General features: G+C 62.8%; 28 protein-coding genes and 1 pseudogene. 7 read left to right on the top strand and 22 right to left on the bottom strand.

Going from position 1 to position 26,453, the window contains the following annotated elements; genetic code table 11:
• Position 1: 1 nt before the first annotated feature.
• Positions 2-418, bottom strand: a complete 417-nt coding sequence (locus ACODR6_RS00785; protein ID WP_203429191.1) for an NUDIX hydrolase — start codon at positions 416-418, stop codon at positions 2-4.
• A gap of 100 nt (positions 419-518) precedes the next feature.
• Here ACODR6_RS00785 and ACODR6_RS00780 point away from each other — a divergent pair, with 100 nt between their 5' ends.
• Genes ACODR6_RS00780 through ACODR6_RS00770 form a run of 3 tightly spaced genes read left to right on the top strand, consistent with a single transcriptional unit; the run spans position 519 to position 2,299 of the window.
• Positions 519-839 carry a YnfA family protein gene (locus ACODR6_RS00780; RefSeq protein WP_112719564.1) on the top strand — a complete coding sequence of 107 codons (321 nt, stop codon included), beginning with the start codon at positions 519-521 and terminating at the stop codon, positions 837-839.
• A gap of 43 nt (positions 840-882) precedes the next feature.
• Positions 883-1,644, top strand: coding sequence for an SOS response-associated peptidase (locus ACODR6_RS00775; RefSeq protein WP_130282852.1), 762 nt, complete (start codon positions 883-885; stop codon positions 1,642-1,644).
• Between the two features lie 31 nt (positions 1,645-1,675).
• The gene (locus ACODR6_RS00770; protein ID WP_130282850.1) at positions 1,676-2,299 is read left to right on the top strand and encodes a LysE/ArgO family amino acid transporter; all 624 of its coding nucleotides are present in this window, start codon (positions 1,676-1,678) and stop codon (positions 2,297-2,299) included.
• Here the strand turns inward: ACODR6_RS00770 and ACODR6_RS00765 are convergent.
• From ACODR6_RS00765 to ACODR6_RS00745, 5 genes and pseudogenes are all read right to left on the bottom strand, one after another.
• Positions 2,296-2,436: a hypothetical protein gene (locus ACODR6_RS00765; RefSeq protein ID WP_165402740.1), complete on the bottom strand. Its 141-nt coding sequence runs from the start codon at positions 2,434-2,436 to the stop codon at positions 2,296-2,298. The two genes, ACODR6_RS00770 and ACODR6_RS00765, sit on opposite strands and share 4 nt — an antisense overlap.
• Positions 2,437-2,592: 156 nt before the next feature.
• Positions 2,593-3,438, bottom strand: a complete 846-nt coding sequence (gene pssA / locus ACODR6_RS00760) for a CDP-diacylglycerol--serine O-phosphatidyltransferase (protein ID WP_112719561.1) — start codon at positions 3,436-3,438, stop codon at positions 2,593-2,595.
• Between the two features lie 18 nt (positions 3,439-3,456).
• Positions 3,457-4,158 (bottom strand): annotated as a pseudogene (locus tag ACODR6_RS00755) (phosphatidylserine decarboxylase); the annotation flags it as partial.
• Between the two features lie 136 nt (positions 4,159-4,294).
• Positions 4,295-6,169, bottom strand: coding sequence for an ABCB family ABC transporter ATP-binding protein/permease (locus tag ACODR6_RS00750; RefSeq protein ID WP_489020066.1), 1,875 nt, complete (start codon positions 6,167-6,169; stop codon positions 4,295-4,297).
• A 209-nt stretch (positions 6,170-6,378) separates the two neighbouring features.
• A complete protein-coding gene (locus ACODR6_RS00745; RefSeq protein WP_489020064.1) occupies positions 6,379-8,451 on the bottom strand; it encodes a LysM peptidoglycan-binding domain-containing protein in 2,073 nt (690 codons plus the stop codon).
• A 155-nt stretch (positions 8,452-8,606) separates the two neighbouring features.
• On the opposite strand from ACODR6_RS00745, the gene ACODR6_RS00740 reads away from it, so the two are divergent.
• Positions 8,607-9,230 carry an LOG family protein gene (locus ACODR6_RS00740; RefSeq protein WP_489020062.1) on the top strand — a complete coding sequence of 208 codons (624 nt, stop codon included), beginning with the start codon at positions 8,607-8,609 and terminating at the stop codon, positions 9,228-9,230.
• 122 nt (positions 9,231-9,352) lie between these two features.
• Here the strand turns inward: ACODR6_RS00740 and rarD are convergent, their stop codons facing one another.
• The 7 genes from rarD to cysS all read right to left on the bottom strand — a co-directional run bounded on the left by rarD (position 9,353) and on the right by cysS (position 16,210).
• Entirely contained in the window at positions 9,353-10,267 is a 915-nt protein-coding gene (gene rarD, locus ACODR6_RS00735; protein ID WP_199628856.1) for an EamA family transporter RarD, read from the bottom strand.
• Between the two features lie 126 nt (positions 10,268-10,393).
• Positions 10,394-12,007, bottom strand: a complete 1,614-nt coding sequence (cimA, locus tag ACODR6_RS00730; protein WP_489020060.1) for a citramalate synthase — start codon at positions 12,005-12,007, stop codon at positions 10,394-10,396.
• A 230-nt stretch (positions 12,008-12,237) separates the two neighbouring features.
• Complete coding sequence (gene pip / locus ACODR6_RS00725) at positions 12,238-13,197, bottom strand: prolyl aminopeptidase (protein WP_489020058.1); 960 nt, start codon at positions 13,195-13,197, stop codon at positions 12,238-12,240.
• Positions 13,194-13,670: a GFA family protein gene (locus ACODR6_RS00720; RefSeq protein WP_130282836.1), complete on the bottom strand. Its 477-nt coding sequence runs from the start codon at positions 13,668-13,670 to the stop codon at positions 13,194-13,196. Before ACODR6_RS00720 ends, pip begins: the two co-directional genes overlap by 4 nt.
• Entirely contained in the window at positions 13,667-14,155 is a 489-nt protein-coding gene (locus tag ACODR6_RS00715) for a GFA family protein (RefSeq protein WP_489020056.1), read from the bottom strand. The genes ACODR6_RS00720 and ACODR6_RS00715 overlap by 4 nt, the downstream gene beginning before the upstream one ends.
• Entirely contained in the window at positions 14,152-14,628 is a 477-nt protein-coding gene (locus tag ACODR6_RS00710) for a GFA family protein (RefSeq protein WP_489020054.1), read from the bottom strand. Before ACODR6_RS00710 ends, ACODR6_RS00715 begins: the two co-directional genes overlap by 4 nt.
• Positions 14,629-14,833: 205 nt before the next feature.
• Complete coding sequence (gene cysS / locus ACODR6_RS00705; RefSeq protein WP_489020052.1) at positions 14,834-16,210, bottom strand: cysteine--tRNA ligase; 1,377 nt, start codon at positions 16,208-16,210, stop codon at positions 14,834-14,836.
• 340 nt (positions 16,211-16,550) lie between these two features.
• On the opposite strand from cysS, the gene ACODR6_RS00700 reads away from it, so the two are divergent.
• On the top strand, positions 16,551-17,285 hold the full coding sequence (locus tag ACODR6_RS00700; RefSeq protein ID WP_489020050.1) for a GH25 family lysozyme: 735 nt from the start codon (positions 16,551-16,553) through the stop codon (positions 17,283-17,285).
• Here the strand turns inward: ACODR6_RS00700 and mazF are convergent.
• From mazF to radA, 6 genes are all read right to left on the bottom strand, one after another.
• A complete protein-coding gene (mazF, locus tag ACODR6_RS00695) occupies positions 17,282-17,653 on the bottom strand; it encodes a type II toxin-antitoxin system toxin MazF (RefSeq protein ID WP_489020048.1) in 372 nt (123 codons plus the stop codon). The two genes, ACODR6_RS00700 and mazF, sit on opposite strands and share 4 nt — an antisense overlap.
• Positions 17,653-17,916 (bottom strand): type II toxin-antitoxin system antitoxin MazE, encoded by a 264-nt coding sequence (gene mazE, locus ACODR6_RS00690; RefSeq protein WP_112719547.1) that lies wholly within the window; start codon positions 17,914-17,916, stop codon positions 17,653-17,655. Before mazE ends, mazF begins: the two co-directional genes overlap by 1 nt.
• Before the next feature lie 63 nt (positions 17,917-17,979).
• Complete coding sequence (locus ACODR6_RS00685) at positions 17,980-18,720, bottom strand: SDR family NAD(P)-dependent oxidoreductase (protein ID WP_112719546.1); 741 nt, start codon at positions 18,718-18,720, stop codon at positions 17,980-17,982.
• 309 nt (positions 18,721-19,029) lie between these two features.
• Entirely contained in the window at positions 19,030-20,520 is a 1,491-nt protein-coding gene (purF, locus tag ACODR6_RS00680; protein ID WP_112719545.1) for an amidophosphoribosyltransferase, read from the bottom strand.
• 172 nt (positions 20,521-20,692) lie between these two features.
• On the bottom strand, positions 20,693-21,322 hold the full coding sequence (locus ACODR6_RS00675; protein ID WP_112719544.1) for a CvpA family protein: 630 nt from the start codon (positions 21,320-21,322) through the stop codon (positions 20,693-20,695).
• Positions 21,323-21,416: 94 nt separating this feature from the next.
• A complete protein-coding gene (radA, locus tag ACODR6_RS00670; protein WP_112719543.1) occupies positions 21,417-22,820 on the bottom strand; it encodes a DNA repair protein RadA in 1,404 nt (467 codons plus the stop codon).
• Between the two features lie 246 nt (positions 22,821-23,066).
• Between radA and ACODR6_RS00665 the strand changes: the two genes are divergently transcribed.
• Together ACODR6_RS00665 and ACODR6_RS00660 are read left to right on the top strand one after the other, a co-directional pair.
• On the top strand, positions 23,067-23,765 hold the full coding sequence (locus ACODR6_RS00665) for a PDZ domain-containing protein (RefSeq protein ID WP_489020045.1): 699 nt from the start codon (positions 23,067-23,069) through the stop codon (positions 23,763-23,765).
• A gap of 132 nt (positions 23,766-23,897) precedes the next feature.
• Entirely contained in the window at positions 23,898-24,533 is a 636-nt protein-coding gene (locus ACODR6_RS00660; RefSeq protein WP_489020043.1) for a LysE family translocator, read from the top strand.
• A gap of 3 nt (positions 24,534-24,536) precedes the next feature.
• On the opposite strand, the gene alr is transcribed toward ACODR6_RS00660, so the two are convergent.
• From alr to ACODR6_RS00645, 3 genes are all read right to left on the bottom strand, one after another.
• Positions 24,537-25,700 (bottom strand): alanine racemase, encoded by a 1,164-nt coding sequence (gene alr / locus ACODR6_RS00655; protein ID WP_489020041.1) that lies wholly within the window; start codon positions 25,698-25,700, stop codon positions 24,537-24,539.
• 103 nt (positions 25,701-25,803) lie between these two features.
• Positions 25,804-26,166 carry an HVO_A0114 family putative DNA-binding protein gene (locus ACODR6_RS00650; RefSeq protein WP_199628846.1) on the bottom strand — a complete coding sequence of 121 codons (363 nt, stop codon included), beginning with the start codon at positions 26,164-26,166 and terminating at the stop codon, positions 25,804-25,806.
• Positions 26,163-26,441 (bottom strand): toxin-antitoxin system TumE family protein, encoded by a 279-nt coding sequence (locus tag ACODR6_RS00645; protein WP_354540976.1) that lies wholly within the window; start codon positions 26,439-26,441, stop codon positions 26,163-26,165. The genes ACODR6_RS00650 and ACODR6_RS00645 overlap by 4 nt, the downstream gene beginning before the upstream one ends.
• Positions 26,442-26,453: the final 12 nt, after the last annotated feature.

Below are 26,453 nucleotides of genomic sequence, written 5' to 3'. Positions count from 1 at the left end.
GTTATTGTCGAAGCGCCAGCCGCTCGGCGCATTCGAGAACGGATTGCGGCACCGGCATCCGGCGGATCTCGTCCACGCTGTACCAGCCGAGATCGGCGGCATCATCGGCGGCTTCCGCAACGGCATCGGCATCCGCCTCGACGGTGAAGACCGACAGGAAGAAATGGCTGGTGACGCTGCCATCGGGCGCATGCGTCTTCAGATCGTAGACCGAAAAGAGTTGAGGGTTGCGAGCCACAATACCGGTCTCTTCCTGGAATTCCCGCAGCGCCGTCTCATCGGGCGTCTCGCCCTCTTCGGCGCGGCCGCCCGGAAAGGCATACATGTCGGCGGATGGCGGATTGCGGCGCAGCACCAGCAGATATTTGCCGTCGCGTTCGAGGATGGCGGAGGATGCTGCCTTGGCCGTCGAAGTCATTTCTGCCGTTTCCGTGGCTCTGCCGGTTGCGAATTGCGGGGCGATCGCCGAGCGTATCGATGAACCTGACTAACGCAGCATCGATTCGAAGAGAAGCCCGCTGACCTATCTGATCTATGCCTTTGCCGCGCTCTTCGAGATCGCCGGCTGCTTCGCCTTCTGGGCCTGGCTGAAGATGGGCAAGTCCGTCTGGTGGCTGGCGCCGGGCATGGTGTCGTTGGCGCTCTTCGCCTGGCTGCTGACCTTCGTGCCGAGCGAGGCTGCGGGGCGCACATTCGCCGCTTACGGCGGCATCTATATCGTCGCCTCGCTCCTCTGGCTGTGGCTCGTCGAAAACCGCATTCCCGACCGGTGGGACATCGGCGGCGCCGCGATCTGCCTTGCCGGAACAGCGATCATCCTCTTTGCGCCACGCAGCTGAGCCCACCCTTGACCGTTGCCCGGCAGGGTGCAAAGACAGGGGCATGTGCGGACGCTACGCGCTGACGATATCTCCGGAAGAGCTGCAGGACCTGCTCGGGCTTTTTGAGCTCGAGGACTTTCCGGCGCGCTACAATATTGCGCCGACGCAGCCGATCCTCGTCGTCGTCTCCGGAGAAACGCCGGAGAAGGGCAGCAACCTTCCGGATCGCCGCGCCGTCCTGGTGCGCTGGGGCTTCACGCCTTCCTGGGTCAAGGATCCCAAGGAATTTCCGCTGCTGATCAATGCGCGGGCCGAAACGGCGATCGGCAAGGCGTCCTTCCGCGCCGCCATGCGCCACCGCCGCGTCCTGATCCCGGCAAGCGGCTTCTACGAATGGCACCGCCCGTCGAAGGAAAGCGGCGAGAAATCGCAAGCCTACTGGATCAAGCCGAAGCATGGCGGCATCGTTGCCTTTGCCGGGCTGATGGAGACATGGTCGTCGGCCGATGGCTCGGAAGTCGATACCGGCGCGATCCTGACGACGGCGGCCAATGCTGCGATCGCCCCGATCCACGACCGCATGCCCGTCGTCATCAAGCCCGAGGACTATACCCGCTGGCTCGACTGCAAGACGCAGGAGCCGCGTGAGGTTGCCGACCTGATGAAGCCGGTCGAGGAAGATTTCTTCGAAGCCATCCCTGTTTCCGACAAGGTCAACAAGGTGGCGAACATGGGCGAGGACCTGCAGACGCCCGTCGTTCTCGAAAAGCCCCCGAAGGCACCTGCCAAGAAGCCCGGCGACGGGCAGCTCAGCTTCTTCTGATTTCCAATCTTCTCATTCCCGGACCATCTTCATGATCTCGATTTCGGCTGCCCTTTCGGGCTTCTTCCTTGGCGCATCCCTGATTATCGCCATCGGCGCGCAGAATGCCTTCATTCTCCGCCAGGGCCTGCTGCGCTCGCATGTCTTCATTCTCTGCCTGATCTGCGCGCTGTCGGATGCGCTGCTGATCGCCGCCGGTGTCGGCGGTCTCGGCACGCTGGTATCGCAGTCGCCGGTGCTGATCTCGGTGGTAACGCTCGGCGGCGCCGTCTTCCTCGGCTCCTACGCCTTCATGGCCTTCCGCCGCGCGCTGCATCCAGGCGCCATGCAGGCCGGGGCGCCGCAGGCGCTGGGATTGAAGGCGGCGGTCGCCACATGCCTCGCCTTCACCTTCCTCAATCCGCATGTCTATCTGGATACGGTGGTGCTGCTCGGCAGCCTGTCGGCGGCCTATCAGGGCGCAGATCGCCTCGCTTACGGCATCGGTGCTGCCGTTGCGTCATTCGTCTGGTTTTTCGGGCTGGGATATGGAGCGCGGCTGCTTCAGCCGGTCTTCGCGAAACCCGCCGCCTGGCGGGTTCTCGACGTCATCATCGGTGTCGTCATGAGCCTGCTGGCGATCAGCCTGCTCATCCGCTTTTTCGCGGCCGCTTAGGCGGGCTTCTTGATGAGGGCAGGCTTCTTCAGCATCAGTGCTGCTGCCAGCACGGCCTTCAGGCCGAGCGGGCGATAGTGGGTGCTGAGGTCATGCTTGGCCGGCTGTTCCGCGGAGCCAGTCTTCTTCGAGGTCACGATACTCTCCTTACGTGTTCCCTGGACATGTTCTGATTTGCTCTTTTGTCGGTAATAGCGACAAAATAGAGGCATCGATTATCAGGAAGTGTGTAAGGCGAAAACTTTGCGCGAGGCTTGATGCGAAAAGCACGCATGAGTAGCGTGCTAATGAAATCAGATATGGCGGCCCATATCGTCTTCGCCGACGCCCGGTTCTTCTATCGTCAGCGTGCCGTATTTCTTCTTCCAGCGCCGAGCGCCGAAGGGCAGCGATATCAGATAGATGACCACGGTGAAGACCATGATCTCCCAGGTGTAGCTCATCAGCAGCGCGACATAGAGAACGACACCGAGCATCAGCGGCAGCACCAGATCGCGGCGCAGCTTGCTGCCCTCCTGCTTGCCCGACCAGACCGGCAGGCGGCTGATCAGCAGGAAGGCGATGAGAACGGTATAGGCGGACGACAGGAGCGCGAAGAGGCGGTCCGTTTCCAGGCCGAGGAAGCCGAGATAGACGGGCGCCAGCACCAGCATGGCGCCTGCAGGCGCGGGCACGCCGACGAAATATTCCGACTGCCAGGGCGCCCGGTTCTCGCGCTCCGACATGACGTTGAAGCGGGCGAGGCGCAGGCCGGCGGCGATCGCATAGATCAGCGCCGCGATCCAGCCGATCGAGCGGGCCTGGTCGAGCGCATAGACATAGCCGACGAGGGCAGGGGCCACGCCGAAATTGACGATGTCGGCGAGCGAATCCATCTGCGCGCCGAATTTCGACGTCGCCTTCATCAGCCGCGCGATACGGCCGTCGATGCCGTCGAGGAAGGCGGCGAGCAGCACCATCATCACGGCAAGCTCGTAACGGCCCTCGAAGGCGAGGCGGATGCCGGTCAGGCCCGCGCAGATGGCGAGAATGGTGATGAGATTGGGAACGACCAGCCGGAGCGGGATTTCACGCAGTCTCGGACCACGCGCCGAATCGTTCGGTCCGTTGGGCTCGAAAGGTGGGAAAGGCGTCTCCATCTGTCGCTCCTGATCGTCTTAGATGCGGCGGCTGATGACCGGACCCTTGGCGGAGGCGAATTCGGCAAGCACCGTCTCGCCGGCAATCGCCGTCTGGCCGAGCGCGACGCGGGGCGCAGCACCGGCAGGCAGGAAGACATCGAGGCGCGAACCGAAGCGGATCAGGCCGAAGCGTTCACCGGCATCGAGCGGCTCGTTGGTATTGGCCCAGCAGAGAATGCGCCGCGCAACCAGACCGGCGATCTGCACCACACCGATATTGCCATGCGCGGTTTCGATGACGAGGCCGTTGCGCTCGTTGTCTTCGCTGGCCTTGTCCAGCTCGGCATTCACGAAGCTGCCGGAGCGGTAGTTGATGCTGACGATGCGGCCGCGCACCGGCGAGCGGTTCACATGGCAGTTGAAGACGTTCATAAACACCGAGATGCGCAGCATCGGCTCGCTGCCGAGATTGAGCTCGGCGGGCGGCGTCACCATCTGGATCGACGAGACCTTGCCGTCAGCCGGCGAGATGACGAGATCGTCGTCCTGCGGCGTCATGCGCTCGGGGTCGCGGAAGAAGTAGGCGCACCACAGCGTCAGGATCAGGCCGGCCCAGAACAGCGGCTTGAACAGCCAGCCGAGCAGCAGCGACGCGACGAAGAAGGCGGCGACGAAAGGATAGCCTTCCTTATGGACCGGAACGATGGTGTTTCGAACGGTATCAAGCAGGCTCATATGCGCCGGTCTCCTCGGTTTTTTCGTTACCGCTGGTTATAGAAAAACTCCGGCCGGGGCAATGCCGTGACCGCTGCCGCGGCCTTTGTGTCAAGGTTCTAAACAGCAAAACGGCAAATCAGCCGTTTTGTTCAGATGGTCAGGTGGCGGGGGCAAGGCGCGTGACAACGCCCATTTCGTCGCTCTCGCGCACCTGCTTCAGGTGTTCTTCGGCCGCGGTTGCCTCGCGCTGGCGGTTCCACATCGAGGCGTAAAGGCCGTTCTTGGCAAGCAGTTCGCCATGCGTGCCGCGCTCGGCGATCTCGCCGCTTTTCAGCACGATGATCTCGTCGGCGCCGATGACGGTCGACAGGCGGTGGGCGATGACCAGCGTGGTGCGGTTCTTCGACACGGCATCGAGCGCGGCCTGGATTTCGCCTTCGGTCGTGGTGTCGAGCGCCGATGTCGCCTCGTCGAGGATCAGGATCGGCGGCGCCTTCAGGATGGTGCGGGCGATCGCCACGCGCTGCTTCTCGCCGCCCGAGAGCTTCAGGCCGCGCTCGCCGACCTTGGTGTCGAAACCTTCCGGCAGCAGCTCGATGAAATGGGCGATCTGGGCGATTTCGGCGGCCGTCTTCACGTCTGCCTCGCTGGCCGACGGGCGGCCGTAGCGGATGTTGTAGGCGACCGTGTCGTTGAAGAGTACGGTATCCTGCGGCACCATGCCGATCGCCGTTCGCAGGCTTTTCTGCGTCAGTCCGCGAATATCCTGGCCATCGACGGTGATCGCCCCGCTCTGGATATCGTAGAAGCGGTAGAGCAGGCGCGACAGCGTCGACTTGCCGGCCCCGGACGGGCCGACGACGGCGACGGTCTTGCCGGCGGGCACGTCGAAGGAGATGCCCTTCAGGATCGGGCGGGCCGGATCGTAGGAGAAATGCACGTCCCTGAAGCTGATGGCACCCTGGCCGATCGCCAGCGGCTTGGCGTCGGGCGCATCGGTGACCTCGGCCTTCACTTCCAGAAGATCGAACATCTGCTCGATATCGGTGAGGCCCTGGCGGATTTCGCGATAGACGAAGCCGATGAAGTTCAGCGGCACGGCAAGCTGCAGGAGCATTGAATTGACGAAGACGAAGTCGCCGACCGTCTGCTCGCCGCGCTGGACGGCTAGGCCGGAGAGAACCAGCATGATCGTCGTGCCGATGCCGAAGATGACGCCCTGGCCGAAGTTCAGCCATCCCAGAGAGGTCCAGACGTCGGTTGCCGCCTTCTCGTACTTCTCCATCGACTTGTCGAAGCGCTTGGCCTCCATCTCCTCGTTGCCGAAATATTTGACGGTTTCGAAGTTGAGGAGCGAATCGATCGCCTTGGTATTGGCGTCCGTGTCGCTGTCGTTCATCGAGCGGCGGATGGCGATGCGCCAGTCGCTGGCGCGGATCGTGAACCAGATATAGGCCCAGACGGTGAAGGCGGTGACGGCGAGATAGGAGAAGCCGTAGCCCCACCAGAAGATGAAGGCCGTCAGCAGGAATTCGATGACCGTCGGTACCGAGTTCAGGATCGTGAAGCGGACGATCGTTTCGATGCCCTTGGTGCCGCGCTCGATGATGCGCGACAGGCCGCCGGTCTTGCGCTCCAGATGGAAACGCAGCGACAGCTCGTGCATGTGCACGAAGGTCTTGTAGGCGAGCTTGCGCACCGCATACTGCCCGACGCTGGCAAACAGCGCGTCGCGCAGCTGGTTGAGCGCCAGCTGGATCAGGCGGGTCAGGTTATAGGCGATGATCAGCGCGATGGCGGCGGTCAGCAGCGGCGGAAGATTGGTGTGAAGATCGGTCTTGCCGTTCAGCGCATCGGTCGACCACTTGAAGAAGTAGGGGACGAGCAGCAGCACGAATTTCGAGACCAGCAGATAGACCGACGCCCAGACGACGCGCATCTTCAGGTCGGGCCGCTCGTTCGGCCACATATAGGGCCAGAGATTGAACAGCGTGCGCATCAGGTTGGAATCAGAGACCGTCTTGTTTGCCATGTCTATCTCCAAGCCCGGGGGCAGGGCTTTGATCGTTTTCGATAGCGGCAAATTGCAAAAGGCGGATCGGCTCTTTCGGAGCCTCCGCCAGACAGTCTCGCCGTTTCCCGGCACATAGGATTTGCAGCGCCCGAATGCAACGGCAAACCGCCAAAGCAAAAGGCCGGGCGAGAGGTTCGCCCGGCCTTTTCGTCATAATGACACAAAGCCTAGAGGTGTTCGCCGGCCTTCAGCTTGCGATGCAGCTCTTCCGAGTTCGGCAGCGCGTCCTTCGGAACGCCGAAGATCTGGCCCGGCAGGATGCGGTCCGGGTTTTTGATCTCGTCCTCGTTGGCCATGTAGATCGTCGTGTAACGGACACCGGCGCCATAGACGCGGCGCGAGATCTGCCAGAGCGTATCGCCACGGCGGATGATCACGGTGTTGTTGCTCGTCGTCAGCGGCGCCTGCTCGATCGTCTTCGGCTCGCTGCTGTTGCCCGATGCGACTTCGTTGGTCGCCGGTGCGGGTGCAGCCGGAGTGGCCGGTGCCTCGGGTGCAGCCGGAACGGTCGTCAGCTCGTCGATGATCGAGGCGAGCTTGTCGATCGCCGCACCAACGGACTTGGCATCACGCGGCAGCGCCTGCAGCGTCGTCAGCGCGCTTGCTGCCGACTGCGAGGACTTGGCAGCGGTTTCCTTGAACTCGGCGCGGGCATCCACCGACGGGCGGAATTCCGAGATCGAGCGCAGCGCAAACTCGGTCGCCGAACGGGCGGCGGCGAGCTGCTCGTTGCCGGGAAGCTGGCCATTGACGAACAGGCCCTTCAGCAGAGCGAAAGCCTTGCCGGCATCCGTCTTCAGCTTGGCGAGTTCGCCTTCTTCAAGCGGCACCATCGAGGGCGTTGCCGCGGCCGGCGCAGCACTCGGCGCAGAGGTCTGTGCAGCGACGGTAACCTGATCGCCTTCCGGACGGTTGAAGTTGACGGCGGCGCGCACGAGAACCTTGCCGGCGCCATCGACGACATCGACGCGGATCTTGTGGTCGCCGACGGCCAGATCCATGGCGCCGTCGATGACGAAATGGCCGTCGCCACCGGCGCGTGCCTTGCCGATCAGCTTGTCGTCGGCATAGGCGAGCACGTTGGCATTGGCCTTGGCCGTACCGGCAACGAAGATCTTGTTGCCTTCGATTTCGACGGCATTGACCATGACTTCAGCCGGAGCGGCGGGAACGGCCGGTGCGGTGTTGGCGATATCGGTGGAAGCTGCGGGCAGGGCGGGCGTCGCACCGTTCGCGGAAGGCGTAGCCGCAGCGGTCTGCTGCTCGGCCTTCGGAGCGGTGATGATGCGGCTTGCTTCACCCGGCTTGGAAACCATGGCGAGGAGCTCGGCACCGCTGCCGTCCTTCGGCACGGAAACGGTCGCGACTTCTTCCGACGTCTGAACCTTGCCGTCCTTGCCGGTCACTTTCAGCACCAGCTGGTGATCGCCGGGGCCGAGCGGATTGTCGAGCACGGCTGCAAAGTCGCCGGAGGGGCCGACATCGGTCGTGGTGACGACCTTGTCACCATCGACGACTTCGAGCTTGCCGTTCGGCTCGGCCGAGCCGGCAATGACGGTGGAGCCATCGGGTTCGACGCGCAGAACGTCAAAGGCCGGGATCTTCGGACCGGCATTCGCCTGATCGGCGGCGGGCGCCGTTGCGGCCGGTGCGTTGGCATCGGCTGCTGCCGGCGCCTGGGCCGTCGTGTCAGCCTGCGGCTGGGGAGCCGTGCCGGGCTGAGCTGCCGGTGCGCCGGTCAGTTCGGATTCTGCCTTGAGGAGCGCGGCCAGCGCATCGGCGGCATTTTCAGGAAGCGCCTGGATGGTGGCGAGCGCCTTCGAAGCGCCGTCCTTGGCCTTGGTGATGATCGCGGCGGTCGCCGGGTCGATGCCCTCAGGCGCTGCAAAATCGGCAATCGCCTGCAGCGCGCCGGTCGCCTTCGTCTTGGCAGCTGCAAGGGCATCTGCAGCCGGGGTCTTGCCGTCGGTGAAGAGCGCCTTAAGTTCGGTGAGAGACTGTCCGGCGTCAGCCGTCAGGCGGCCGACCTTCTCTGTGGTGGCGGCAGCATCGGCAACGGCGTTACGGGCGGTCTTGCCTGCTTCTTCGACCGTATTTTTGACTTCGTTGCTTGCCTGGTTGATCGCATCGCCGACCTTGGACGCGTCTCCGCCGATCCGGGGCATGACCACGAAGACCATAAGAAGGATTGCAATTGCAAGCACTGCGAGGGCCAGCAAGCCGGCGCGGTTTCTCATCATTCATTCTCCCCAGGCGGCAAATGTGCCGTAGTATCAGAAATTGCTAGCGATTCCCGTCGCTCTTCACAAGCATCCAAGGCGATCACCTACGCTTAAGACGTAGGTTTTGCCTCATTTTTCTTGACTGCCCAGCCCCGGAATAGTTGTTTGGCCCCATGACTGATCAATCGCACTCGATAAAATCCATCTGCGTCTACTGCGGCTCCAGGCCGGGACGCGACGCTGCATACATGACTGCCGGCCGCACGCTCGGCAAGGAAATTGCCGAATATGGGTTAAGGCTCATCTACGGTGGTGGCACGAAAGGCATCATGGGGGCGGTTGCCAGCGGTGTGCTTTCGGCGGGCGGCCAGGTCACCGGCATCATCCCGGAATTCCTGATCGACATGGAAGCGACGCGCCATTCGCTCGGCCAGCTCAACGAACTGATTGTAACGCCTGACATGCATGCGCGCAAACACATGATGTTCGAGCGCTCGGACGCTTTCGTGGCGCTGCCGGGCGGCATCGGCACGCTGGAAGAGATCGTCGAGATCATGACCTGGGCACAGCTCGCCCGTCACGAAAAGCCGATGGTCTTCGCCAATATCAACGGCTTCTGGGATCCGATGATGGAGCTGATGAAGCACATGACGGAAGAAGGCTTCATCCACACCGCCCATCGCGTCCAGCCGCTCGTCGTCGACGACGTCTCCGGCATCATTCCGGCGATCATGGCGCAGGCAGCCGAAATCGCCGCCGATCGCGGCGGCGAGGACGAAGTTCTCTCCAAGATGTAAACCGGCTTGAAGCGGGCGCCTAAAGCATGTCGCGCAAAAGTGCGCAGCGGTTTTGCGACAACGACATGCGAAAGGACAAAAAGCTAAAGCGCAGAAAGCGATCTGAAAGATCGCGATGCGCTTTAGCGCCCGCGCGTCGCCTTCAGCATCGACAGCGTATAGAGCACCAGACCTGCCCAGATGAGCGGGAAGGCGATCATGCGCGCCGTGCCGAGCGGCTCGTGGAAGGCGAAGATGGCGATCAGGAAGATCATCGTCGGCGCGATATACTGCATGATGCCGATGGTCGAGAGCTTCAGGAGCTTGGCGCCATTGGCATAGATCATCAGCGGCAGGGCGGTGACGAGGCCGCAGCCGAGGAGAAGGGCGGTATCGCTCCAGCCGGTCTCGATGAAATGGCCTTCGCCGGTCACGAGTTCCAGGTAGAGAATGTAGAGGATCGCGGGAATGCTGAGGATCAGCACTTCCAGCAGGAAGCCCTGGTTCGGCCCGAGAGGCAGCGTCTTGCGGAAGAAGGCGTAGAAGGCCCAGCTGAAGGCGAGCGTCAGCGCAATCCACGGCATGCCGCCGCCATCGACGATCAGCACGATGACCGCAATTGCCGCCAGCCCGATCGCCGCCATCTGCATCGGCCGCAGCTTTTCCTTGAGCAGTACGGAGCCCATGAAGATGCTGATCAGCGGATTGATGAAATAGCCGATCGCCGCATCGAGCGAATGCCCGGCGCCGATCGCCCAGACATAGGTGCCCCAGTTGACGGTGATCAGCGCTGCCGTCAGCGTCGCCATGGCGATCATCCGCGGCGAACGCAGCGCATCGCGGATTTCCTGCGTGCGGCCGAGCACCAGAAGCACGAGCCCCGCGATCGGAACCGACCAGAGAACACGGTGCGCGATAACTTCGGCCGGCGAGATATGCGCCAGCGCCTTCATGTAGATCGGCAGAAAGCCCCACAAGAGATAGGCAGTCAGCGCGAAGGCAAATCCTCGCGGACTATCCTCGTTCTTGATGATCGGCGCGGTCGCATCGACGGACATGGGGGCGTTTCCATATTTTATTGTTATGGAGCCCGCTCTAACCTAACCGACGTGAATAGGCCAATTCATTTCCGTGAATGGATGTGAAGGACTTTTGATTTGCCAGATGTGGAATTCCACATCCGCTCACTCCGCCGCGATCTTGCCTGCCAGCTGCCGGTTCTTCATCAGCTTGTAGATGACCGAATCCATCAGCGCCTGGAACGAGGCGTCGATGATGTTTTCGGAGACCCCGACCGTCCACCAACGCACGCCGCTGGAATCGATGGATTCGATCAGGACGCGGGTGATGGCCTCGGTGCCGCCGTTGAGGATACGCACCTTGAAGTCGGCAAGCACGAGGTCGTCGATCTCGTGCTGATACTTGCCGAAATCCTTGCGCAGCGCCAAGTCGAGCGCGTTGACCGGGCCTTCGGCTTCCGCGACCGACATCAGCGTCTGGCCGTCGATGGTGATCTTCACAACCGCTTCCGAAACGATCTTGACGCGGCCGAGACTGTCGAACCGGCGCTCGATCATCACGCGGAAACCGTCAATGCCGAAGAATTCCGGGATGGTGCCGAGCGTGCGGCGGGCGAGCAGCTCGAAGCTGGCATCGGCGCCCTCATAGGCATAGCCGGACGCCTCGCGCTCCTTGACGATGGAGATCAGCAGGTCGAGCTTCGGATCATCCTTGCCGACCTCGATGCCGCGGCGCTTCAGGGCATTGATGAAATTCGCCTTGCCGCCCTGGTCGGAGACCATGATCTTGCGGAAATTGCCGACACTTTCCGGTTTCACATGCTCGTAGGTGCGCGGGTCCTTGAGCAGCGCCGAGGCGTGGATGCCCGCCTTCGTCGCAAAGGCGGAAGCGCCGACATAGGGCATCTGGTGATCGGGCGAGCGATTGAGCAGCTCGTCGAAGGCATGCGACAGGCGGGTGAGATTGACGAGCCGATCCTCGTCGATCGCCGTCTCGAAGCGGGTCGAATAGGCATCCTTCAGCGCCAGCGTCGGGATCAGCGTCACCAGATTGGCGTTGCCGCAGCGCTCGCCGATGCCGTTGAGCGTGCCCTGGATCTGCCGCACGCCGGCCTCGACGGCGGCCAGCGAATTGGCAACCGCCTGGCCGGTATCGTTATGGGCGTGGATGCCGAGACAGTCGCCGGGAACGCCGGCCGAAATCAGCGCCTCGACGATCGCGCGGATCTCCGGCGGCTGCGTGCCGCCATTGGTGTCGCAGAGCACCACCCAGCGCGCGCCGGCATCATAGGCGGCCTTGGCGCAGGCGGTGGCATATTCCGGATTGGCCTTGTAGCCATCGAAGAAATGCTCGCAATCGACCATCGCCTCCTTGCCGGCAGCAACCGCCGCCTTGACGCTTTCGGAGATGGATTCGAGATTTTCCTCGTTGGTACAGCCGAGGGCCACCTTCACATGGTAGTCCCAGCTCTTGGCGACGAAACAGATCGCATCGCTCTTGGCCTGCAGCAGCGTGGCGAGGCCTGGATCGTTGGAAGTCGAGATCCCCGGCCGCTTGGTCATGCCGAAGGCGACGAAGCGGGCGGCCGTCGTGCGCTTCTCGCTGAAGAAGGCGGTATCGGTCGGGTTGGCGCCGGGATAGCCGCCCTCGACATAATCGAGACCGAAATCATCCAGCAGCGCCGCAATCGCAATCTTGTCCTCGACCGAAAAATCGATCCCGGGCGTCTGCTGCCCGTCCCGGAGCGTCGTGTCGAAGAGGTAGATGCGTTCTCTCATTGTCGTTCCTCCCGGCTGAGCGGGTGTTGTGTGTCGTTCACCCGCCCTCGTGGTTCGAGACGGCCCCTTGGGGCCTCCTCACCATGAGGGTTGGACATTCGCGCTTGCGGCCCCCTCATCCGCCCTTCGGGCACCTTCTCCCCGAGGGGAGAAGGGAAGGAGACCGGATCGGCTGCTTTTCCCCTCTCCCTCGGGGAGAGGGCTAGGGTGAGGGGGCTCCACCCTCCGAGTTATATTTTCCCCGCAAACTTATCTGTAGCCCGGATCAGCTGATCCAGTATCCCCGGCTCCGAAAACGCATGCCCCGCGCCCTCGATCAGATGAAACTCGGCCTTCGGCCAGGCCTTGTGCAGCTGCCAGGCGTATTTGGCGGGGCAGGGCATGTCGTAGCGGCCGTGGACGATGACGCCGGGGATGTCTTTCAGCCTGTGCGCGTCGCGCAGCAGCTGTCCCTCATCCATCCAGCCGGCATTGACGAAGAAGTGGTTCTCGATGCGGGCGAAGGCATAGGCGAACTCGGCTTCCTCGAACTTGCCGCTGGTGGATTTCTCCGGCAGCAGCGTGATCGTCTCGCCTTCCCAGATGCTCCAGGCGTGTGCGGCCTCGAGCGCCACGGCGCGGTCGGCGCCGGTCAGCCGGCGGTTATAAGCCTGCATCATCTCGTGGCGCTCTTCCGGCGGGATGGGGGCGATGAAACGCTCCCATTTTTCCGGGAACATCTCGGAGACGCCGAACTGATAGTACCAGTCGAGCTCGGCCCTGGTCAGCGTATAGATGCCGCGCACGATCAGTTCGGAAACCCGCTCCGGGTGCTTTTCGGCATAGGCGAGCGCCAGCGTCGAGCCCCAGGAGCCGCCGAAGACCTGCCATGTCTCGACGCCCGCCATCTCGCGCAGGCGCTCGATATCGGCAACCAGGTCCCAGGTCGTGTTGGCTTCGAGGTTGGCATGCGGCGTGGACTTGCCGCAGCCGCGCTGGTCGAACAGCATGACGTCATAGAGCTTGGGATCGAAGAGCCGGCGATGAACCGGCGAGAAGCCGCCGCCCGGGCCGCCATGGAGGAACACCGCCGGCCTGGCGCCCGGCGTGCCCGAGCGTTCCCAGTAGATCCGGTGGCCATCGCCGACATCGAGATGGCCGGAGGCATAGGCCTCGATTTCGGGATAGAGCGTGCGCAACACTTCGGTCATGCCTTGAAGCCTTTCGCGGGCCATGTTTCGGTATCGTGATCGGGATGCTGGAAGGAGATGATCGCTTCCTGGCGCGAATAGAAATCCGGGTCGGTATGAACGGGCGCGTCGAAGATCTTCTCGACCCAAGGCAGACGCGCCTCGTGGTTGACCTGGATCTGCGGCTGCAGGTCGATGCGCTCGTCGAAGGTGCCGATCGCCAGCTCCAGTCCGCCCGGATGGCGATAGGTCATCGGCGTGCCGCAATTGCTGCAGAAGCCGCGGTCGATATTGATCGACGACTGGAAATAGCTGAGCTCGCCGCGCGTCCATTCCATGCCGTCTTCAGGCGCCGTCACCAGCGCCGAGAAGAAGCCGCCGAACTGCTTCTGGCACATCCGGCAATGGCAGATCGACGGGCGGCCGATCTTTCCCGAGATGCGGAAGCGGATCGCACCGCACTGGCAGCCGCCTGTTCGAATGGGTTCACTCATCTTGCTGCTCCATGGGGCCACTGAATGGTATCGTGATCGGGATGCTGGTGATTGCTGGAGGCGATCGCATCCTGGCGCTCGCTGCTCTCGGGTTCCGGCTCGACCGGCAGGGCGTCGAGATCATGGAACCAGCGCATGCGGCTGCCCATGCTCGACTGCGCGACGGGCTTGACGGACTGCGGATCGTCGAGCGAACCCAGTGTGATATTGATGAAATCGGCTTCCGGACTATCGTAAAAGAGCGGCGTGCCGCATTCGGCGCAGAAGCCGCGTCGCACGAGATCTGAAGAGCTGAACCATTTCGGCTCGCCGCGCGTCAGCGTAAAATCAGCGCGCAAGACACCGGCAAGCGGCAGGAAGTAATTGCCGGCCGCCTTCTGGCACATGCGGCAATGGCAGAGATGCGGATAGCCGAGTTCGCCCGAGGCCCGGTAACGCACCGCGCCGCATTGGCAACCGCCGCTTCTATCCGCGCTTGCGCTCACGCCTTGTCCTCCGGCGGCCAGGCCGCGGTGTCGTGATCGGGGTGCTGGTAGGAGACGATGTCGTTGATGAACTCGGCCGCCTCAAGATCGTCCTCGGTGCGGATACCCGGCAGCGCGTGCAGCCGGTCGGTAAAGGGCAGCTTCGCCTCGATGCCATACTGGATCGTCGGCGGCAGCGCCGCGGGATCGTCGAAGGCGCCAGCCGCAATCGCCAGCCCATCCGGCGCCTCATAGGTCAGCGGCGTACCGCAATCGCCGCAGAAGCCGCGGAAGGCGAAGTTCGAGGACTTGAAACGCTTGCGCTCGCCGCGCGTCCACACAAGCTCCGCACCGCGGACGGACACCAGCGGCGCGTAATGTCCCCCGGACGCCTTCTGGCACATCCGGCAATGACAGATCGACGAATGCGTCAGCTCGCCCTCCACCCGGAAGCGAACGGCACCGCACTGGCATCCGCCGGTGTAAACAGTCATTGGACCTTCCTCCGTGATCCCAGGTCTTGCAGAAAGACCCCTCCCAACCCTCCCCACAAGGGGGAGGGCTTACCCGTGGCACCCCTTGCCGACACTGTCGACGCGTCGGCGCAAACTGCAAGGTCCAAAGCAGGCAAGGCGGCCGCTAAGCCCCTCCCCCTTGTGGGGAGGGGTTGGGGAGGGGACTTGGTCAAGACCCGTAGGCTCACCGCTTCAACTCCCAGGTCGTAACACGCTCGCCGGTCGCCGCATCCTTGCCGTCCTTCAGCTGCACGCCTTCGGAAAGCAGCTCATCACGCAGCTTGTCCGCCTCGGCAAAGTTCTTCGCCTTCAGCAATTCAAGCCGCGCCGCAACGCGACGGTCGATCTCAAGCGCCACGGCCTCGTCGACCTCCGTCTTCTCCGGCAGCACACCGAGCAGTGCAGCACTTGCCGCAAACACCGCGGCATCACCGGCCTGAGCCAGGGCATGCAGCGCCTGAACGGCAGCGACGGTGTTGAGATCGTCTGCCAGTGCCGCAAGCACCGCGGCATCCGGTGCCGCATCGCCGGCTTCGGCTGCCGGCCACTTGGCGAGCAGGCGTTCGGCCTCCTCGAGCCGCTTGATCGAGAAATCGATCGGCTCGCGGTAGTGCGTCATCAGCATCGCCACGCGCAACACTTCGCCCGGCCACTTCCGGCCGCCGAATTTCTCGGTGTGCAGCAACTCGTAGATGGTGACGAAATTGCCTTCGGACTTTGACATCTTGCGGCCTTCGACCTGCAGGAAGCCGTTATGCATCCAGACATTAGCCATCACCTCGGTGCCGTGGGCGCAGCGCGACTGGGCGATCTCGTTTTCATGGTGCGGGAAGATCAGGTCCAGCCCGCCGCCGTGAATGTCGAAGACCTCGCCGACATAGCGCTGGCTCATCGCCGAGCACTCGATATGCCAGCCCGGACGGCCGCGGCCCCAGGGGCTCTCCCAGCCGGGTTCGTTATGCGAGGACAGCTTCCACAGCACGAAATCGCCGGGGTTCTTCTTGTGCACATCGACGGCGATGCGCGCACCCGCCTGTTGTTCATCGAGGTTGCGCTTCGAGAGCTGGCCGTAATCGGCCATCGAGCGCGTGTCGAACAGCACTTCGCCTTCGGCCTGATAGGCATGGTCATTGGCAAGCAGCTTTTCGATGATCTCGATCATCCCGGCGATGTTCTCGGTCGCCCGCGGCTGGTGCGTCGGCTCCAGGCAGCCGAGCGACTTGGCGTCGTCGAGAAACTGCGTCTCGGTCTTCTCGGTGACGCGGCGGATCGCCTCGTTCAGCGGCAGGCCGGGGTAATCGCGCAGCGCCCGCGCATTGATCTTGTCGTCGACGTCGGTGATGTTGCGCGCATAGGTGACCTTGTCTGCGCCATAGATATGGCGAAGCAGCCGGAACAGCACGTCGAAGACGATGACCGGGCGGGCATTGCCGATATGGGCGAAATCGTAAACGGTCGGGCCGCAGACATACATGCGGACATTGTCGCGATCGATCGGTTCGAAGACCGTCTTTTCGCGTGTCAGCGTGTTGTATAGCTTGAGTTCAGCCGGGCCGGCCATGTCCTGTTCTCCCAATGCAATGATCCGAAAAATGCTGCCACCGGCGGGCCGGGGCGTTTCTCATCTTTGCGTATTTGGGAGACGAAAACGGCCAGGCCAGCGAGCGCGCTAGCGAATAATCTTCCGGCAGTTAATGCAGATAACCGTTTTCATGGCGCGTTTTATGGCGCGGGAACGGTCATCGGTCAAGTGGGGGAAGGCCCGATGCGGCAAAGCCGCAGCAATCGATCCTGTGAATCGATTGCAGAGCCGAACGCCCGAAGCGAAAGCGAAGGGCCGGGCGTCAAAGTTACGGCATTTCCATGCTATCACCACAGCCGCAACAGATGAGATAACCCCCGTGCGCCGCGTCTTCCTCCTGCTCATCACCGCGATCATCCTGACGGCTGTCGCCTGCGGCGCCTATCTGGCATACGATCGCGCCATGACGCCGTTCTCTCCGCCATCCCTCGCAGATTATCCGATCCAGGGCATAGACATCAGCCATCACCAGGGCGACATCGATTGGGGGGGCCTGAAGGATCAACCGAACATCCGCTTCGCCATCATGAAGGCGACCGAGGGCGGTGATCACCGCGACCGGAAATTCGCCGAGAACTGGCAGGCAGCAAAGCAGGCCGGGATCGTCCGCGGCGCCTATCACTTCTTCACCTTCTGCCGCCCCGGCGCCGAGCAGGCCGATAACGTCATCGCCACCATCCCCGCCGAAGCCGACGCCCTGCCTCTGGCGCTCGACCTCGAATTCACCGGCAATTGCGGCAAGGTGCCGACGCTGGACGAACTCAGCGCCGAAATCGCAGCCTTCTATGCCCGGCTGAACGGCCGCTATCCCGGCGAGCCGGTCTTCTACATGAACGAGAGCTTCTTCGAGCAGTATTTCAAGGGCAACGAAACCCGCTTCCCGCCCCACACCCTCTGGATCCGCAGCATCGCGCAGCGCCCGGACTGCCAGAACTGGTCGCTCTGGCAATTCGCGGACGACGGCAAGGTGGGGGGGATCAAGGGTGCGGTCGATCTCAACGCGCTCTGCCCGGGAAGCGCGCTCGAGCCGTATTTTATGCGACCGGTGAGCTAACCTTCCGGCGCCGGATCGATGGCGCTGACCACGCGCGCGACGATTTCGCTCATCGTCGCCTCGTCGAGCGTTTCGATATATTGGGCGGTCTTCTGCTGGATGCGCGCGGCAATGTCGAAGCTGCGGACCTGATTGCAGACGGCAACGCCCGTCGTGTCATGCCCGGAAATCGCAACGGCCAGGCCGACATCACGGGTGAAGGCGCCGCCGCTGGTGATCGGCACGGTCATGCTCACGCCGAGAGCATTGATTTCGCGCGGCGTGATGACGACGAAACGGTGCCGGTTCTTCATCTCGCGCCCGGCGACAGGGTGCGGATCGATCCAATAGACGTCGCCGCGCTTCGGAACGTTGCTGCGGACCATCATCAGATTTCGCGGCCCACCGGATCGCCATCCTGCGCATCGGCGACTTCAGCGTTGAGCGCGCGAATTTCGTCGGCTCCCTCCAGCAATTCGCTGAGCGAGTACCGCTTCTTTGCAGGGCGTGTCGCCCGGCCGATCAATTCGCCATTGGCGACATCGAGCGAAAGCTGATCGCCGACCTCGACCTGCATCATTTTCAGAACGGCAGGCGGCAGCGTGACGATCGCAGCTCCGCCCTGGCGTCTGATCTTGGTGGTGATGGACATTGTTGCGCTCCCGAGAGTGCTACATATGTAGCACAATTCGAGGAGCCATCAAGGGAAGCTAGTTCACGCCGGCAGGTGGTAATCCACCAGCTTGTTTTCGCGCACGATGAAGAGCTTGCCGGTTTCGGTGACGCCGGGGCCGAGGAGGGGGAGGATCGCCTTGGCGACTTCGGAGGGATGCGGTAGCGATGCCGGGTCTTCGCCGGGAACGGCCTGGGCGCGCATTGCGGTGCGGGTGGCGCCCGGATCGACGCTGGTGATGCGCAGCGGCGTCGACTGGCTTTCACCGGCCCAGGTGCGGGCGAGCGCTTCGACGGCGGCCTTGGAGGCGGAGTAGGGACCCCAGAACGGACGACACTTGTGCGCGGCAGCCGACGAGAGGATGACGGCGCGGCCGGCTTCGGCGCGGGTCAGGAGCGGATCGACCGAGCGGATCAACCGCCAGGTGGCGTTGACATTGATGTTCATCACCTTCTCGAAGGTCTTCGCCTCGACATGGCCGATCGGCGAGATGACGCCGAGCACGCCGGCATTGGCGACGAGAATGTCGAGCTTGCCCCAGCGTTCGAAGATCGAGCCGCCGAGACGGTCGATGGCTTCCATGTCGGCGAGATCGAAGGGAACCAGCGTGGCGCTGCCGCCGACCGCCTTGATCGCGTCGTCGAGGTCTTCGAGACCGCCGACGGTGCGGGCGCAGGCGATGACGTGCGCGCCGGCCTTTGCGAGTTCGAGCGCGGTGAAATAGCCGATGCCGCGGGAAGCGCCGGTCACGAGCGCGATCTTGCCTTCAAGATTGATGTTCATACTGCCGTCCTGATGCCGCGCGGGGCTGATTTCTTGGTCTGCAAAATTATCGGAAACGAAGGCATCCGGCCTCCACCTCCCTCATCCCTGTGCTTGTCACAGGGATCCAGCGCAAGCAAGTCTTTGCGCGCGGAAGAGTCTTTCGTGATGCAAGAGGGAGAGGTCTACGATTGTGGCCCCCTCATCCGCCCTTCGGGCACCCTTCTCCCCGCTGGGGAGAAGGGATAACCGCGGCACCCGCTTGCGCCAACATCCCCTCTCCCTTGGGGGGAGAGGGCAGGGTGAGGGGGCTCCGGGTGCCGGAAGGAATTACCCGTTGGTCGCCAGCAGTGAGACCTTGCGGCCCATTTTCTCGCCGTCCTTGTCGAGGAGGCGGGTCGGGTAGTCGCCGGTGAAATAGTGGTCGGTGAACTGCGGGCGGGCGTCGTTGCGGTCTTCGCCGCCGACGGCGCGGTAGAGGCCGTTGATCGACAAAAATTCCAGCGAATCCGCGCCGATATATTTGCACATCGCTTCCAGGCTTTCGTACTGGTTGGCGAGCAGCTTTTCACGATCAGGCGTGTCGATGCCGTAGAAGTCAGGGTAGTAGATCATCGGGCTGGCGACGCGCAGGTGCACTTCCTTGGCGCCGGCATCGCGGATCATCTGCACGATCTTCAGCGAAGTGGTGCCGCGAACGACGGAGTCGTCGACCAGCACGACACGCTTGCCTTCGATCATCGCCCGGTTGGCGGAATGCTTGAGCTTCACACCGAAGGCGCGGATCTGCTGCGTCGGCTCGATGAAGGTACGGCCGACATAGTGGTTGCGGATGATGCCGTATTCGAAGGGAATGCCGCTTTCCTGTGCGTAGCCGAGCGCAGCAGGCGTGCCGCCATCCGGAACGGGAACGACCACGTCGGCTTCGACAGGCGCTTCCTTGGCAAGGTTGATGCCCATGTTCTTACGGGCAACGTAAACGCTGCGGCCGCCGACGACGGAATCAGGACGGGCGAAATAGACATACTCGAACAGGCAGAGGCGCTCCGGCTGGCCATTGCCGGCCTTGCGCGCGTCGATGGTGATCGAGCCGTCGGACTGGATTTCGCAGATGATGACTTCGCCATTCTCGACGTCGCGGATGAACTTGGCGCCGATGATGTCGAGCGCGCAGGTTTCGGATGCGAAGATCGGCTTGCCGTCGAGTTCACCCATAACCAGCGGACGGATGCCGGTGGGGTCGCGGGCGGCGATCAGCTTGGTGCGGGTGATCGCGACCATCGAGTAGCCGCCTTCCATCTGGCGGATGGCGTCGATGAAGCGGTCGGCGGTCGAGGCGTAGCGCGAGCGGGCGATCAGGTGGAGGACGACTTCCGTGTCCGACGTCGACTGACAGATGGCGCCACCGGCGATCAGCTGGCGGCGAAGGGTCAGGCCGTTGGTGAAGTTGCCGTTGTGGGCGATGGCGATGCCGCCGACTTCGAGTTCGGCAAACAGCGGCTGAACGTTGCGCAGCGCCACTTCGCCCGTCGTCGAATAGCGGTTGTGACCGATCGAGATATTGCCGGGCAGGCGGGCCAGCGTCGTCGGGTTGGTGTAGTGGTCGCCGACCAGACCCATATGGCGCTCGGAATGGAACCGCGATCCGTCGAAGGAGACGATACCGGCGGCTTCCTGGCCGCGGTGCTGCAGGGCGTGAAGCCCGAGCGCCGTCAGCGTCGCCGCATCGTCATGGCCGAGAATACCGAAGACGCCGCACTCTTCGTGGAGCGTATCCCCATCGAGTTCGTCATTGAGCGTCAGGGAATAGGACTGGTTCATCGATGCGGGCCTTTGCTCTCACAAGAATGGATCGGCTTTCCATAGCATGACGCCGTCATCATGCGTTTTAAACGGCTGAGGCCCGGCAGAGCGGATGCCCGGCCGGACCTTTACTGTACGTCCCGCTCAAATGGCAATTGCCATCGTGCAGGTCAAGCTGTTGAACACTGTGTCAATTCGACTGCGGTTGCGCGCCGCCTGCAGGGGCGGCCGGTGCTGCATCGTCTGCCGGCGCCTGGTCTGCTGCCGGCGCATTGGCATTGCCCGTATTCTCGCCCTGCGGCTGAATTTTGTCCATCACGCTGGTGCGTATCATTTGGGCGAACTCTTCCGGCAGGACCGACTGCAACTTCACGACCATCGAGTCGAGGAACGGCTTGGATTTGGCGTTGTTGACCCATGCCGGACGGTGATCGGCATCGACCAGCCAGTTCCAGAAGGCGACGGCCACGACCAGCAGAAGAATGCCGCGCGCTGCGCCGAACAGGAAGCCGAGCGTACGGTCGAGCGCGCCGATGCGGCTGTCGATGATGAAATCGGCGATCTTCATGGTGATGAAGGAGATGACGATCAGCGCGATCAGGAACACCACGGCGGCCGAGCCGACGATCGCGATGCGGTCGTCGTCGGTGTACTTCTTCGCGTAGGGCACCAGGTAGTGGTAGAGGTAGTAGGCTGCGGCAGCCGAACCGCCCCAGCTTGCGATCGACAGGACCTCACGGGAAAAGCCGCGGACCATCGCCAATACGGCGGAGAAGAGCACGACGCCGATGACAATACCGTCGAAAATCGTAATGGGCATATAAATTCAACTCCAGGGCTGCTGCGTTTCCGCAAGCGGGCCGCGCCTCATTCGTGTGCATCCTATATCACTACCGTTTACGGCAATGAAAGGATCAACCGTCGTCTTCCACACGTCGTAACGCACCCTTCGATCCGGCGATGCGCGCCACCAGGTCCGGCAGGCTCTCTATCTCGTTCCAGCGTCCCCCGGTGCCCTTCGGCAGATCGGCGGTCGCTGTTGGAAGCAGCGCTGCAGAAAATCCCAGCTTCTCGGCTTCTTTGAGGCGCTGGGCAGTGTGCGCAACCGGTCGGACGGCCCCCGACAGGCTGACTTCGCCGAAATAGACGCAATCGGCCGGGAGAGCAATACCGGCAAGCGAGGAAACAAGAGCCGAAGCGACGGCCAGATCGGCTGCCGGCTCGGAGATCCGGTAGCCGCCGGCGATGTTGAGGTAGACGTCGTGTTGACCGAGCTTCACGCCGCAATGGGCTTCGAGCACGGCAAGGATCATCGAAAGCCGCGCCGAGTCCCAGCCGACGATGGCGCGCCGCGGCGTGCCGAGCGAGGTCGGCGCCACCAGCGCCTGCACTTCGACGAGGATCGGCCGCGTGCCCTCCATGCCGGCGAACACCGCCGCACCCGGGGATTTCTCGTTGCGCTCGCCGAGGAACAGCTCGGAAGGGTTGGCGACTTCGCGCAGCCCCTTGTCGGACATTTCGAAGACGCCGATCTCGTCGGTCGGACCGAAGCGGTTCTTGACGGTGCGCAGGATGCGATAGTGGTGGCCGCGGTCGCCTTCGAAATACAGGACGGCATCGACCATGTGCTCGACGACGCGCGGACCGGCGATCTGGCCGTCCTTTGTGACGTGGCCGACGAGCACCATGGCAGCACCCGTCTGCTTGGCAAAACGGATCATCGCCTGCACGCCGGTCCTGACCTGGGTGACGGTGCCCGGCGCCGATTCCGCCAGATCGCTCCACAGCGTCTGGATGGAATCGATGATGACGAGATCGGGGCGTTTTCCCTCGGCAAGCGTCGCGAGGATGTCCTCGACATTGGTTTCGGCGGCCAGCATCACGTCGGTATCGGCCGCACTCAGCCGTTGCGCGCGCAGGCGCACCTGAGCAACGGCCTCTTCACCCGAGACATAGATGATCTTGTGGCCGCGGCGCGAGAGCGCGGCGGCGGCCTGCATAAGCAGCGTCGACTTGCCGATGCCGGGATCGCCGCCGACGAGCACGGCCGACCCGCGCACGAAGCCGCCGCCGAGCGCCCGGTCGAGCTCGGAAATGCCGGTATGGATGCGCGGCGCTTCCTCGATCTCGCCCGAGAGCGCGGTCAGGGCAACGGGACGTCCCTTCTTCGGCGTCTTGGCCGGTCCGCCGCCGATGCCGCCCATCGGATCTTCCTCGACGATGGTGTTCCACTCGCCGCAGCCTTCGCACTTCCCGGCCCAGCGGTTATGGACCGTGCCGCAGTTCTGGCAGGTGAATTGAGTTCTGGCCTTCGCCATCAGGTTGGACTTTCGATGCTGGAGTTGGCGGCATCATCCGGTCGCGGATGATTCGCTCTTTCATCCATATGTCGGTCCGTTCTTGCTCCGACGCAACAGGGGATAGGCACGCGGCGCAAGCAGCACACGCGCATGCGACTTTAGTTTCATGATCTGCTGATCTATTGGCAAATTCTTAATGAGAGAGGGCCATTTATGACACGCGGAGACGGCATCGGCCGGCTCGCATCTACGGTGGAGATTGACTTGAGAAATACCTACCTTGCTGTTCGCGCGCTGGTGATTGCCGCGAACATCGCTTCGCCGCTCGCAATATATCCCGCAGCCGCTGCAACGCCCCCTGCAGACGGAATGCCGGCACCTGCCATTTCCAAGGCTCTGGATGCGCTTCTGCTGCCGGTCAACAAGGCCGTCGCCAAGAAGTTCAAGCTCGCCAAGGGAGAGCATGGTGTGCTGGTTCTTTCCGTCAAGCCGGGTGGTGTTGCCGACAAGCAAGGGATCAAGCCGGGCGACGTTCTCTCCGAGGTTCATGGCCATAAGGTTCATAAGCCTGTCGACGTCGATGTCGCGGTCAGACGCGACCTGAAGGCCGGTCATTCGGATATTGCGCTTTCCCTTCAGCGGGACGGCACGCCTGTGGCCGTTGCCGCCGTCATCACTATGGAATCCTACAGCGAAGCCGTCTCGGTGACCGAGGTGGCGACGTGGGAAAGCGACACGTCGGATGCCTCGTTCTCCTACTCGGAATATGTCTCCGAGGAAACGGAGACCATCGAGTCGTCCTACGAGAGCGAAGAGACCACCGTCGAGGAAGCGATGACGCAGGAGGAATCGGCGACGGACGAAGAGACCAGCGCCGATGAAGCCGACGACAGCGACGATAGCGCTGATGACGGCGACGGTGACGACGGAGACAGCGGAGACGGCGGCTCCGACGAAGAGTAGCCGAATTGGGGTGGCCGCTCGTCAAGAGTGGCCGCCCGTCCATTGCGCCTGGGCGCATCAATCAAAACTAGTGATTTTCCTATCATCAGCCGCAGTGGCAGGCTGCGTTGTATATTCATAGGAACATTGCCCATGCTCGATTATTCGCTTGCCCACTGGATCACCTTCCTGACCGCCGCCGTGCTTCTGAACCTGTCGCCGGGTCCGGATATGGCGTTCATTCTCGGCCATACGATCAAGAGCGGCACGCGGGCCGGGTTTTCGGCGGTCTTCGGCGTCTGGACCGGCGCCTTCATGCATGTGCTCTTTGCAGCCTTCGGGCTGTCGGCAGTGCTTGCCGCGTCGGCCTTCACCTTCTCGGCGGTGAAGTGGGCGGGTGCGGCCTATCTGGTCTGGCTCGGCATCCAGGCGCTGCGGTCGGGCGGTGGGGGCGGTTTCGTCAAGGCTGCGGCAGAGACGATGAGTTGGCAGAGGATCTACCGGCAGGGCGTGCTCGTGTCGCTGCTCAATCCGAAGGTGGCGATCTTCTTTTTGGCCTTCCTGCCGCAATTCGTCGTCGAGGGTGCAGGCCCGGTCTGGCTGCAGCTTGCCGTGCACGGCCTGCTGATCGTCGTCGTCGCCGTCTTCATCGAGCCGCCGCTGATCTTGGCGGGCGGCAGGCTCGCCGAACTCGTCAAGGGCAACCGCAAGATCGGCCTGTGGCTCGATCGCGGTCTCGGCGCGCTGCTCGTCGCTCTCGGGGTTCGGCTGGCGCTGACGACGCGCTGAGACCTATTCCTCGTCGACCACGTATTTCCGCTCGTGCCGCAGCCCGATGCTCGTCAGCATCTCGTAGCCGATCGTGCCGGCGGCGCGTGCCGCATCGTCGACGAGGATGTTCTTGCCGAAGAGCTCGATGTAATCGCCGGCGCGGATCAGGTTTTCGGGCAGTTCGGTGACGTCGAAGATCGTCAGGTCCATGGTGATGCGGCCGGCGACCGGAACGTGATATCCCTCGAAGAAGCCCTGACCGCCCTGCGGCAGCGCATTGCGCAACGGCACCCCGCCGCTCGACTGGCTGCGCATGTAGCCGTCGGCATAACCGGCGGCAACGATCGCCAGGCGGCTGTCGCGCGTCAGCTTCAGCGCCCGCCCATAGCTGACGGATTCGCCAGCGCGCACCGTCTTGACCTGGATCACCCGGGCTTCGGCGGTGGCGACAGGGCGCATCGGGTTCTTCATGCCGTGGACGGCCTCGGCGCCATAGATGGCAATGCCCGGGCGCGTCAGGTCGAAATGATAGGCGTCGCCGAGAAACACACCGGCGGAGGCCGCAAGGCTTGATTCGATACCTTCATAGGCGGCGGTAACCCTGCGGAATGATTCAAGCTGCTGCTTGTTCATCGGCGACAGCTGATCGTCGCCGCAGGCAAGATGGCTCATCACCAGCACCGGCGCAAAGCTCGCTGGGCGCGAGACGTCGTCGGCAAGCGCCAGCGCCTCGTCGATGTGAAGGCCGAGCCGGTTGAAGCCGGTATCGACATGCAGCGCGCAGGGGTAATCGCCATAGTCGGAAAGCACCGCCATCCAGAAGGCGAGCTGCTCCTCGGACGAGATGACGGGCACCAGATCGTTTTCGAAGAAACGCCGCTCGGTTCCGGGCCAGATACCCGACAGCACGAAGATCCGCGCGTCGGGCGCATAGAGCCGCAGTGTCACGCCCTCGTCGACGGTCGCGACGAAGAAGTCGCGCGCGCCCGCCATATAGAGCGCCTCGCCGGAATCCTCGATCCCCATGCCATAGGCATCCGCCTTGACGACGGCCGAGGTGCGCGCCTTTCCAGAACGCCGCGCCATGTCCTGCCAGTTCTGGGCGAGGGCGGAGAGATCCACCGTCAGCCGCAGTCCCGCGGATTCAAAATGATCGTCTTCGAAGGCGTCGGAAATATCGGTCATCGCACACATCAAAAATAAAGGCCGGAGAGGAGTCTCCGGCCAGTCTAAAGCTCATGACCTGCGAGGGGAAGCCCGTCGCTGCATTGCAGCAATGTCATTCTTGTCAGGCGACGCTACGCAGGTCGAAATCCGCGTGGATGACGTCGTAAGGCACATGAATTCGCCCTTCGTCATTGATTTCCACGAGACCCCATTCGATGAGCGATACGGTGTCCTCGTGCACCCGCTTCACATCGCGGGAGAGCGCGGAGGCCAATCCCCGATAGGTCGAAGGCCCGAGCTTCTGCAAAGTCTCGATCAGTGTCCACCGCTTGGGCGTCAATACGCTGAAAAGCTGCTCGGGCGAGGCGAAGCTGAAGAGGTGCTCCTGCTCGTCGCCGGACGTCCATGCAGCCGCAAATCCCTTGGCGGCCTCGCTCAGGGCGGCGTCGTCATCGCGTTGAATTCGGATCGTGGCGGTGGTCATCGGCGGCTTTGCCTCCTTACCTCGACGTCTCTCAGAAAATCTTCGATCAGCTTGTCGACGGTCGTGAACTGGTAGCGCTCTTCCCGCTCGCCGAAGTGCCTGTGATCGCCTTTGCCTCTTTCGTTGTCGTAACCGACGACCCGTTTTCCCGGATAGCCGTAGAATAGGCTGTACTTGTAGCCGTGCAGGCTTCCCGGCAGAGGCTGCGGGATCTGCCAAATGACCATCTCGACGATGGCCCCGTCCGACAGCATTCGTTTCGAACGGTAAAGCAATTGAGCCCTCAT

It is taken from the genome of Rhizobium sp. FG96, assembly GCF_057808655.1.
The sequence above is the reverse complement of the archived record's forward strand: the minus strand, read 5'-3'. Positions and strand labels throughout refer to the sequence as shown.